The organism is Bacillus cereus group sp. BfR-BA-01381, from assembly GCF_022663555.1.
Lineage (GTDB): Bacteria > Bacillota > Bacilli > Bacillales > Bacillaceae_G > Bacillus_A > Bacillus_A pacificus.
In genome coordinates this window covers 1-8,687 of the sequence record NZ_JAKUFR010000134.1, presented here as the reverse complement: position 1 = coordinate 8,687, position 8,687 = coordinate 1, and the positions used below count along the sequence as shown (strand labels likewise).

Here is an 8,687-nt window from a genome sequence, read left to right as displayed (position 1 = left end):
TATGGAGTACTCCATTTAATTTGTCTATCCATTCATCTTTGGATTTCCATCCGCCAACCGTTTTTTCACTCACAGTTTTTTCGGATGTAGACAACAATTCAGCAATTTTACGATTCGTAATATCGCCATTATGTTCTTTAAATATTTCATACGCTTTGTTACGGTCTGGACTTCGTTGTCTGGCCATAATTACATAACACCTGCCCCCTTATCCTATTGCTTGCACTTCCTTCTCTAAACACTCAATGCATATATGAGCATTATCCGTATTTACTTCACGGATATATGTTTTATCAAAATGAGTAATAGTTAATGGCATTTTTAATGTCCACATGCAAGGCTCATTACAAACAGAGCATGTAGGAACGTTTATAGTTTCTTCTTCCATTTACACCACCTCACGCTAATCGCTTTACAAAATAAAAAAGCAGCGGATTCCGCTACTTTAATTGTTCAATATATCTCATTACCTTATCTCTATTAACTATTGAATCCTCATCATATCCACCTGTTAAGAATCCAAAGTGAGCAGATTTCAAATATTCGAGTGTTGTTTCTTCCGGTTCGAACTGTTCCTCAAATCCAAAACAAGAGCAATGAGAACCATGATTTTCAAATAGCTGTCCAGTTTCCTTATGTTTTAATAAGAAGAAAGATGAACTGTCACATCCGCACATACCATAAGATTCGTAAGCAATTAAAATATCATATTGTTCCACTTCTTCTTTCGAAGCTTCATACTCTTCAACAATATGTTCTCGCACTTCTTCTTCAGACATATCTTTTAAATCCTCAAGGACTAACAATTCCATTAAACCACCTCAAAAGAATCTTATTTTAAAAAAATCGTTAAGAAATTTGTTGTATGCATGGGAAATGAATAGATATTCACGATGACTGCTCATAATGTATCTTATGTAAACAAGCTTTTCGGGAAATACGCTGTCATATCAACGTTTGTGGCAATTTTAATAACTTCCAATTACAACATTTTTTATACATTGTTGATTTTACGCTGTTTTTACCCTAAAACCCTCACCATTTCCTGCATAAACTTCACTTAGTTAACTACCTCTATTTTATCGAAATTTACGTAACAAAATATATGATGTGTTACATTAGATGATTTTCACTTACGTTTTACAATATTTGGTTTGTGTTGAGTTTGTTTTGCTAATTTCGGATGTTTAGGCTCTTTCTTTTCCTTCAACAATAAATAAAGCGTCATGCTAATAAACGCAACGCCTAACATTGTACAAATAACTTCCATCATTCTAACCAACTAGATCCTTTTGAATATCTGCAAATGAATTTCCGTAAGAGCAACCAATAATTCTAATACCATTTGAATATTTATGATTTAAGTTCTCATCATATACATTTTGATAGTAATTCAATTTGTCTTCTGCATTATCTATTTTATTAATAATTACTTCTGCTTCTTTAAAACCTTCCATTTCTATTAATACGCCAACAAATTTAACTTGGTTATTAATAGCAGCATTAAAACATTCTTTTAAATTCTCAACAGTTAAATTACTCACCATATTACTCTCCTTTACATTCCTATAAAATACTCTTTATTGTGTAATAACTACATAGCAAAGAAAATAGTTCTTTTACTCTTCTCACAGCCACCGCACTCTTACATTTTTCAATTTGACTACGCGCCTTACGTCAGTGGCTATGAGAGAAACAAAAGCTCTCCCAGGAATTTTTTAATTTTATATCGGGACATCTTTCCGTACCCCTTTAAATTGACACCCTAAAGGTAGGCAGGTATCAACTTAAAGGAGAACAGAAGCTCTCCTCCGTTTAGACCGTTTAAATTAATGAAGTTTTGAAGACTATTCTAATTACGATTGAAATCAGAACAACATACAGTAAGGCTCGTAACCTCTTACTTGTATGCAACTTAAACTATCTTGCGAATAAGGAAGAGCAACGCTATAGGTTCACTCAATCACTTATCTGCAGTAACTGGTTTCGGCTGTTCATATATAGGTGGCTTTTTGACGACAAATTTCGACATTTTTAAAACAAAAGAATACTAACATATACAAAATAAACTTCCGCTCAATCGCTCACCAATTTTTTTATCCGCTCTTTTTAAATATTCTTGAACAGTAGTTCTTTTCACATTCAAATAATTGGAAATTTTATCCTGAGTGAATCCATACCCTCTAGACATTACATATATTTCCTTTTCCCTTTCGGTCAACGTTGATAATGCATCTTCTAGTTGTATACGATCCCATTCAGAAATAACACTCTCTTTGGCTTCCGTATCCCATTCATATATCGGCATTTCAGTACTACGTGTATATCTTTGCATTAATAACGGGTCACATGGTCTTTCTCGCTGATATGCAGCCCTACGTTCAATCCCTCTTTTTTTACCTGGCTGTTTAGCAGTACGCATCCATTCCAGAGCATAATTAATATCACTAATCATTCCGTTAATGATGCTTATATCCTTTTCTGTTGCGCCCACCTTAGATTCTTCTAACTTCTTTCTTGTTTCGGTATACTGCTTCATTAAATCTTTCATAAGCCAGGTTCCTCCTTTTATATAAAAAGAGGACGCTGAATTATATATAGGAAGAAATACTTTCCTACGCATAATCAACGTCCTCTAAATGCGGACTATTACTTTCATTCTTTTTTATTTATCCTTTTAATACGGTATGTGAAATTTTTATCTTAGATTTCGCTTTTTCAATTGCTCACTGATATAACTCGGATCTCGTATACCAAGCTTCTTTGCTATCTTCACTTTTGTCATTCCGCTTTCTAGCATTATTAATGTCTTTTCACATAATACATCCCATTCTGCTTTCGTTCTCCTTTTCGGCTTATCACCTACATAGGTTCCCCCTAATGCAGTACCTAATTTATTTATCTGTTTACCTATATCACAATTATGTAAACAATGACTTGGTTTGTATTGATACTCACATCTATTACAATGATGGTCCTGTAAATCTATTATCTTTATGCGTACGGTTTTATTATTAATACTATTCGTTTGTTCCATCAGCTGCAGATTGGCCATTCTAATTTATCGACATGTACCAGGTAATCTACAAGAGCACGATCAGTTCTTTCTACTACATACGCATGTTTCTCAAATTCTTCCCTCGGAATTGATTTACGGGCACCATCGTATAACATAGCTTCATAGTATTCTGCTACTAATGAAACCGGAACAAAATAGATAATCTGATCTTCTCTGAATTCTATTAAAAAGAAACAAATAGCTCCTTGCTCTTGCGTATCTTTTAAATAATCAATTTGATGTCTACCTATATTATCTAACGGAAATCTTGTTGTTTCTTTTGTAGATTTCGCTTCAAAGTACACCGCTCTTCCCTTATATACACCATCGTAATCTACTGTAGATTTACTTTCCCATGCGCTTTTTGTTATTTCTCCTTTGTTATTCGTTTTTATAACTTTCACCGGTGTTGGACGTTTATTGAAAATACCTACATTTGCTGATTTATACATACGGCATGTAATGTTTAATAAAAGTTCAAATGCCATTCCTCTATTTGCATATCCCATGCTGCTCCCTCTCTTTCTATTTAATAACTCCACGTTTTACAAATATATTTCGCCATGCTGCATCTACTCTATGTTTATCAAATTGTTTAGCGCGGCGATTAATATATTTTTTGATTTTTTGTTTCTTACGGTTTGCCATTACTGTAATTCCCCTTTGCTACGTCTATTATTTCTCTGCAATTAAATACGCTTTTTCTTTTCCGTGCGTTGTTTTTTCGATTGCCCACAAACGTTTTTTCTTTCCGTCTTCAGACTCTTTATATTCTAATTTCACTATCTTTCCATTTAATTCCGATAATCTAAAGAATTGAACTACCTTCTGTACTTCACCACGTTCGCCCTTTCTACTTAATAAAGTCAATTGATCTGGTGTATTCCATGCCGGTAAACCAAACTTATCTTTAAACCAAACCATTTTTGTTCCAATAGCATCCGTTACCTTTGTAACAGTCGCTTCATTTCCTAATGCCGTTAAAATTTTATCTCCTACTTGAAATTCCATATTCATTCTCCTTTTCGATTTCTCAATACCAGCCATTAAACCTGCTGCAAATGTCTTGCTGAACTCATTCAACTCTTTTGAAGACATCGGTTTAATTTCCATTTCTTTCACCTGCCAAATAGCGTTTTGGTTTAGTTTTCTTCTTCGTGTAAAAATTTCATACAAGCGTTAATAGTTTGATGAAATACCATTAAATACGGAACTTCTACCCTTCTTCTATTTTTCACTAATTTTAAATTCATTAATTGCCCCATTAGCCATTCAGCATGTTGTTCTCCTTTTGGGCGAAGACCAACATGAATGTTTTCTTTAATACCATTTTTTAAACCGAATTGATAAGCTGATTCCAAACCAGGATCTCCACTGTATTCCACCAGCCCAGTCATATAAGCTAGTTGCTCACGTCTCGTTTTCACTTATTCTTCCTCTCTCTCAAATAACGATTTTGTATTATTTCTTAAGTAGCTCTGGATTGTCATAAATATTCCCTAGCACTTCTGCTGTAAAAGGTAATGTATCTCTAAACGGAAAGTAATTTTTTAAATGATTACGTGGACTTCTTATCAATTTTTCTTTCCATTGGTAGTCATGAAAAACGACTTCAGTAATAATATCTTTCTCTTTTAAAATATCGCCCTCATAAACTTCCTTTCCGTTCTTATCTTTTAAACCTGTGAATCGTAGTATTTCATATTTATCAGTTACATTCATTCCATCATGGTATAACTGACCGTTTGGAGAGAGCTGGAGGTAATGATATTGCTCCATTACCTTCGCTTGTTTGTCCCATGTACGATATTTAAATCCACTCATCTTCATTCCCCTTTTCTGCCAAAATAACTATTTTGTTTGATTTTCCAAGATTTCCTAATATTAAATCCTTAAATTGCTATATAATAAAATATATAGTTACAACATTTTATTATTAGGAGGTCTAATTATGTCTTTTGCAGCATGGAGTATACTCTTACCAACTTTAATCGGTGCAATATCCGGTACTATTTTCGGTATAATTTCTTCTCGAAATAAGAGCGAAAATCCAAATTAAAAGCTTAATAATAAGATTTAATAACTACTTTATTGGCAGCTGATTCATCCTTGAATTTTCAGCTGCCATTTTCTATTCAAATAACGCTTTTGTTATAAATTACTTTGTTAGTTTCGATAATATTTTTCGATACCTCTCACATTCCTCTTCCGTGAGATCATCACTTTCTAAACTATTACGTACTAGATGATAAAGCCTTTCAGCATCTTCATCAGATAAATAAAGCTGTTTTCCCATCTCATCACCTCGTTTTATACAAAATTCAAATTGTATTAATTACTAAAAACACCTTCTGCTTTTAAATAATTTTCAAGAGCATCATATATTTTCATTTCGTTTTCATTCATGACGCCCTCATCATTATGTAGTACTGACTGTTCTTCTGCCGTGTCTAGTTTGCACCATAATTCATGCGCTAATTTCTGTATATCCCTACGACGTTCTATAGTAGATTCCATTTCAATATCCACTCGCTTGACGTACAAAGTTTTCCTTGTTCTTCTCTTTATAAGCACGTACTACATCTTCAAACTTATAACCGTATAAATAACAGAGACGGAAGAAGATACCGAATGCTTTATGTAAATGGTTTAATGTCACACTTAAATCCCTATATTGGCACCACGCACGTTTTGCAGTTAAAATGTCCTGCATATACCATTCGAATAGCATGTTCACGTTCAATATGTTTTTCTTCATGATGTATTGTATTGAAAAATTAGATACAAGTTTTCGTTTCAGTGTATGACGATCCAATTCAATAACGATGTTCATTAAGAAATGGAACCCGTCAACTAATTCTTCTAGTAATCCATTTTTTGGCGTTCCAAATCCCGTACTCCACATTTTAAAGGCTCTTGTTTCGTTCCAGGCTTCACCGATTTCTACCATTAGCGCACGAAATAACATATCTAATTTATCGTTACCCTTATATCCAATTCGTTTATCTAGTTCTCTCTGCATCTCGAACAACTCTGTAATATCAAATGTTTGCTGCGTTTCTTCTGGAGTAATTTCATATAGGTTTGATGTATGTCTCATAGTGCATATGCCCCTTTACGATAATCTTTAATAATTTCACCTTTTTCATTGAAGTAAACAATTTCCCAATGTGGGTTGAATCTGAATTTATGAGGATTGTCATCTAATACAATGAATAAATCATTTTTACAATTCCCGACGATCGTCCCTTTTCTTCCCTGCGCTTCGACACGCATTCCACGTTTTGCAAATGGGATTCTTCTAAAATTACACATTTTACGAAATGGCTCTTCTTTACCAAATAAGGTTGCTATATCAACAACGCCTTTATATTCACAAGTAAGAAACGGTTCCAGCTGTTCAAAAGGCATATTGATAATCCCTTGTTTTTTCAACTGTTTGTAAAAATGATATTTTGCCATTTTTTCATTTTCATGAGTAACAATACAGTTGCAACGCCATTGCGTAAGGGTACTTGATACATGGTACTTATATGTAGATTTCATCATTCTCCCTCCTGACTTGCTAATGAGACATTTGACCAATCAAGAATGGGACTTTCTTCTACTTTTTCCTCTGGTTCTAATAAGAATCGTGCGGATTCATTGCAATTTGTACATGTAACTTGAATTTCTTTCTCTGTTGTTTGAACCATAACACCCTGGATCCCGTTGTCCTTTGTAGCGATAATTGGTAGGACTGCAGCATTCTCCATTTCCTGCTCCGTTCTATCTAATTCCGCCGCTAGATTCATTCCACAATTACATAAGATTTCAATTTTCATAATTCCGCTCTCCTTTAACCGTTTTATAATCGTTATAACGAGTAAGACCGCCAATTCTAGCTCGTCCAGTTCCCACAATTGGCGGTCCTTTGTCCTATAACACTCTAAAGCTATTAACTTTCCAATCAATTTTTCTCTACGCAATTTCTTATTTCACCTTTTAAATTCCCAATATTCCAAAAATGTTAAATGCACTCTTTACCGGTTCAGCCTGCAGCATCTTCTGCAAAGAATAGTATTTCTAAATCCTGTGGTTCCACCTGATATGATTCATCAGAATTGTTTACTAGTACCGTTACAACTCCTGTATCTTTATCTTGATGGCCTACAGTAAGAACACGACTTCCGTCATTAGCAAAGTCACCCGTATGAAATTCATTATTTCTTCTCTTTTTCTTAGCGAAGACTCTGCGACGCTCTTCCCAGTATTGTTCTTGTTCTGTTGCTAAACGGCAATGATCGGCATATTGCCATCCTTTATCACCTACATTAGCTACACTGTGATTTCCCCATACACCTAAAATTTTGATACGACCGTTCTTTCTATCGACTTCCATCGCTTTTACTTCTGCAAACATTGTGTAATCATTACATTCATACGCTACCCAATTCCCTAGTTCAAACGGTGTTTTGATAAACTGCGGTACCGGTACAATAACTGCTACAATTTCCATCTTTAACCCTCCAAATATTTAGTTACATATTGCGGTTTAAATCCGCTATCAAAATAAATTCGTAATGGCTGCGGTTCCTGCGATTCCCGAGCGGCTTTGCAAATCTCTTCTGCTTCGTCCCAAAAGAAACTTTTATCCTGTGCTCGTTTATACCGCCATAACGCTGTTACATAGTCGATATACATGTCATAATGATTATCTTGCCTAGTACCTGTAGAACGAGCAAGCTCTTCCGCACTCCATATATCACAAGGGATAATGGCAAGTACATCAGCGAATCCTACGCGTCCTGGCAGGTGCTTCGCTTTTGCTTTTTCTATATCAAATGGTTGTGGATCTTCCTTCAAGGTATCATCAAGCAAGAATGCCAGTTGTTCCGTCATGGTGCTCACCTTCTTCAAACTGCAGCGTATATACAAGCCCTCTATCTAATAACGCACCAATAACTGCATTCATCCATAAATCCGCTCTAATCTTTTTCTGTAAGTATTGTAGAATTGATACAATTTCATTAGTTGAAAGGGATATAAATTCACCTAACTTCTCCTGGTTGAATTTACCGCCTCGCTTTTCAATTTTTAAAGCTATCTTCTTTTCTTTTACGTATCGCTCCGCTTTAACCAAATCAAATTCGCGCACTTTATTCATGCCATATTTTTTTATAAGAGCCGTTAACATATCTTTAATTACTAATGTTTCAACTACTTTTAATTTCAGCTCCATTTCACCACGACAAGACTTACAAAGCGTTTTCTCGCATCCATCAATGTACATGTTTTTCACGTCAGCAGCTGGGATTACCGCACTACAGATATCACACCATTCACTATTATCGAACAACAAAACATTCATTACTTTCAGCTCCCTGCTTTATGGTTTTTTATTAATCTATTTATCTTTATATTTTTATAAATACACTTATTTTTGGCCGCTAGTGCATTTACTGTGTTATAATTGCAAATGTAAATTTATTTTTAAATCCAAATCTATATCTACCTTTAATTTTTTTGAGTATCCATTTTCACGATGGATCTTTTTTTATGCATTTTTTCTTATTTGTTCTACTACTTTTGGATTACCGCCTAGCGATTCCAGACGATTCGCTACTTCAAGAACATTTTTTTGTTCTTC

Annotated in this window: 20 protein-coding genes; all 20 read right to left on the bottom strand. The window is 34.5% G+C overall.

What is annotated here, in order from left to right:
* Window positions 1-187: phage terminase small subunit-related protein (locus tag MR079_RS26545; RefSeq protein ID WP_242294935.1), on the bottom strand; the 187-nt coding region annotated here is incomplete at its 3' end.
* Window positions 188-208: 21 nt separating this feature from the next.
* Window positions 209-388, bottom strand: a complete 180-nt coding sequence (locus MR079_RS26540; RefSeq protein WP_098539020.1) for a hypothetical protein — start codon at window positions 386-388, stop codon at window positions 209-211.
* Between the two features lie 52 nt (window positions 389-440).
* Window positions 441-812 (bottom strand): hypothetical protein, encoded by a 372-nt coding sequence (locus MR079_RS26535; RefSeq protein WP_242294934.1) that lies wholly within the window; start codon window positions 810-812, stop codon window positions 441-443.
* A gap of 317 nt (window positions 813-1,129) precedes the next feature.
* Complete coding sequence (locus tag MR079_RS26530) at window positions 1,130-1,270, bottom strand: hypothetical protein (protein ID WP_242294933.1); 141 nt, start codon at window positions 1,268-1,270, stop codon at window positions 1,130-1,132.
* A 4-nt stretch (window positions 1,271-1,274) separates the two neighbouring features.
* On the bottom strand, window positions 1,275-1,544 hold the full coding sequence (locus MR079_RS26525; RefSeq protein WP_227493621.1) for a hypothetical protein: 270 nt from the start codon (window positions 1,542-1,544) through the stop codon (window positions 1,275-1,277).
* Window positions 1,545-2,050: 506 nt separating this feature from the next.
* Window positions 2,051-2,551, bottom strand: a complete 501-nt coding sequence (locus MR079_RS26520) for a sigma-70 family RNA polymerase sigma factor (protein WP_242294932.1) — start codon at window positions 2,549-2,551, stop codon at window positions 2,051-2,053.
* 147 nt (window positions 2,552-2,698) lie between these two features.
* Window positions 2,699-3,055: a zinc-finger domain-containing protein gene (locus MR079_RS26515; protein WP_242294931.1), complete on the bottom strand. Its 357-nt coding sequence runs from the start codon at window positions 3,053-3,055 to the stop codon at window positions 2,699-2,701.
* A complete protein-coding gene (locus tag MR079_RS26510) occupies window positions 3,037-3,567 on the bottom strand; it encodes a Holliday junction resolvase RecU (RefSeq protein ID WP_229145771.1) in 531 nt (176 codons plus the stop codon). The genes MR079_RS26515 and MR079_RS26510 overlap by 19 nt, the downstream gene beginning before the upstream one ends.
* Before the next feature lie 16 nt (window positions 3,568-3,583).
* Window positions 3,584-3,706: a DUF3983 domain-containing protein gene (locus MR079_RS26505; protein ID WP_000013430.1), complete on the bottom strand. Its 123-nt coding sequence runs from the start codon at window positions 3,704-3,706 to the stop codon at window positions 3,584-3,586.
* Between the two features lie 27 nt (window positions 3,707-3,733).
* Window positions 3,734-4,171, bottom strand: a complete 438-nt coding sequence (locus MR079_RS26500; protein WP_242294930.1) for a hypothetical protein — start codon at window positions 4,169-4,171, stop codon at window positions 3,734-3,736.
* Between the two features lie 29 nt (window positions 4,172-4,200).
* Window positions 4,201-4,485 (bottom strand): hypothetical protein, encoded by a 285-nt coding sequence (locus MR079_RS26495; protein WP_202322318.1) that lies wholly within the window; start codon window positions 4,483-4,485, stop codon window positions 4,201-4,203.
* Between the two features lie 34 nt (window positions 4,486-4,519).
* A complete protein-coding gene (locus tag MR079_RS26490) occupies window positions 4,520-4,882 on the bottom strand; it encodes a YopX family protein (RefSeq protein ID WP_242294929.1) in 363 nt (120 codons plus the stop codon).
* 334 nt (window positions 4,883-5,216) lie between these two features.
* The gene (locus tag MR079_RS26485; RefSeq protein ID WP_242294928.1) at window positions 5,217-5,354 is read right to left on the bottom strand and encodes a hypothetical protein; all 138 of its coding nucleotides are present in this window, start codon (window positions 5,352-5,354) and stop codon (window positions 5,217-5,219) included.
* A gap of 35 nt (window positions 5,355-5,389) precedes the next feature.
* Entirely contained in the window at window positions 5,390-5,575 is a 186-nt protein-coding gene (locus MR079_RS26480) for a hypothetical protein (RefSeq protein WP_242294927.1), read from the bottom strand.
* Window position 5,576: 1 nt separating this feature from the next.
* Window positions 5,577-6,158 (bottom strand): dUTP diphosphatase, encoded by a 582-nt coding sequence (locus tag MR079_RS26475; protein WP_242294926.1) that lies wholly within the window; start codon window positions 6,156-6,158, stop codon window positions 5,577-5,579.
* Window positions 6,155-6,604 carry a hypothetical protein gene (locus tag MR079_RS26470; protein ID WP_242294925.1) on the bottom strand — a complete coding sequence of 150 codons (450 nt, stop codon included), beginning with the start codon at window positions 6,602-6,604 and terminating at the stop codon, window positions 6,155-6,157. The genes MR079_RS26475 and MR079_RS26470 overlap by 4 nt, the downstream gene beginning before the upstream one ends.
* A complete protein-coding gene (locus MR079_RS26465) occupies window positions 6,604-7,026 on the bottom strand; it encodes a hypothetical protein (protein WP_242294924.1) in 423 nt (140 codons plus the stop codon). The genes MR079_RS26470 and MR079_RS26465 overlap by 1 nt, the downstream gene beginning before the upstream one ends.
* A gap of 62 nt (window positions 7,027-7,088) precedes the next feature.
* Window positions 7,089-7,556 (bottom strand): hypothetical protein, encoded by a 468-nt coding sequence (locus MR079_RS26460; RefSeq protein WP_073569277.1) that lies wholly within the window; start codon window positions 7,554-7,556, stop codon window positions 7,089-7,091.
* 2 nt (window positions 7,557-7,558) lie between these two features.
* The gene (locus MR079_RS26455) at window positions 7,559-7,939 is read right to left on the bottom strand and encodes a cell division protein SepF (RefSeq protein ID WP_242294923.1); all 381 of its coding nucleotides are present in this window, start codon (window positions 7,937-7,939) and stop codon (window positions 7,559-7,561) included.
* Window positions 7,911-8,408: a hypothetical protein gene (locus MR079_RS26450; RefSeq protein WP_242294922.1), complete on the bottom strand. Its 498-nt coding sequence runs from the start codon at window positions 8,406-8,408 to the stop codon at window positions 7,911-7,913. The genes MR079_RS26455 and MR079_RS26450 overlap by 29 nt, the downstream gene beginning before the upstream one ends.
* Window positions 8,409-8,687 lie beyond the last annotated feature (279 nt).